Below are 829 nucleotides of genomic sequence, written 5' to 3' on the forward strand. Positions count from 1 at the left end.
TTTGGAATGTTTATCCTTGCTCATTTAACATACATCAGCAATAACAACAAGAGAAAGTAAAAACCCACCCGAAGATTGAGAGCCGAAGGTGGGTTTTTGATTCCTTAATGACCTAGAAGGGAATTTACCATCCAAGCCAATTGTATTGACCAAGTGTTAGCGCACTTGGTCTTTCTAATAATAGGATACCACAATCCGGTAAGTGCTACAATGTCGTTGTTCGGAGATAATGTAACATAAACGTGGTTTTTAAAGACGGTGGAAAAGGACCGCTTTTGATTCTGTCAACCCCGTATCTACGCCATTAAGCAAAAAAGTCCCCCTTCAGAAAAAAGGAGATTGAGAATAATGAAAACCTATGCAATTGAAGTGTTTTTTGAACAATCATTTGATCAATACGTGCGAGATTTATGGAAAAAGTGTGATCAAGAGCAAATTTCATCGTTTATGCAAAATTTCGGTGGAACAGAACCACATATAGCGCTAACACGATATGAACACGTTGCAGAAATTGATAGTTGCATTTGAACAATTTATTGAAAGCGATATGAATAGTTTTGAGTTATATATAGATGCCGTTGCCGCTTTTCCCATTTCAAATGTGACCTATTTACTTCCGAATGTTTCTCTGGAGCTCAGTGCTTTGATGAGTAGGGTTTATAACGGTTTTCAACAATTTGAGAAGCAATGTAGTCCGTATTATTCAGAGAAGCGCTGGTTTCCGCATATTAGTATTGCCAAGAATAAAACCAGTGAAGAACTAAAAGCAGCTATGAGTTTTGTGGTTGATCATTTTGTTCCTCAAAAAATCTTAGTGACAAGATTAGGA

The 829-nt window shown here is 37.0% G+C and carries 3 protein-coding genes; all 3 read left to right on the top strand.

Annotation, left to right across the window (positions count from 1 at the left end; all coding sequences use genetic code 11):
- Window positions 1–6: 6 nt before the first annotated feature.
- Window positions 7–60, top strand: coding sequence for a hypothetical protein (locus tag AC1DWB_RS36380; protein WP_477545907.1), 54 nt, complete (start codon window positions 7–9; stop codon window positions 58–60).
- 288 nt (window positions 61–348) lie between these two features.
- A complete protein-coding gene (locus AC1DWB_RS36385) occupies window positions 349–528 on the top strand; it encodes an LYR motif-containing protein (protein WP_477545905.1) in 180 nt (59 codons plus the stop codon).
- The coding region (locus AC1DWB_RS36390; RefSeq protein ID WP_477545906.1) for a 2'-5' RNA ligase family protein at window positions 503–829 on the top strand (327 nt) is incomplete at its 3' end. The genes AC1DWB_RS36385 and AC1DWB_RS36390, both read left to right, overlap by 26 nt.

The organism is Paenibacillus sp. P4_E11, from assembly GCF_056401635.1.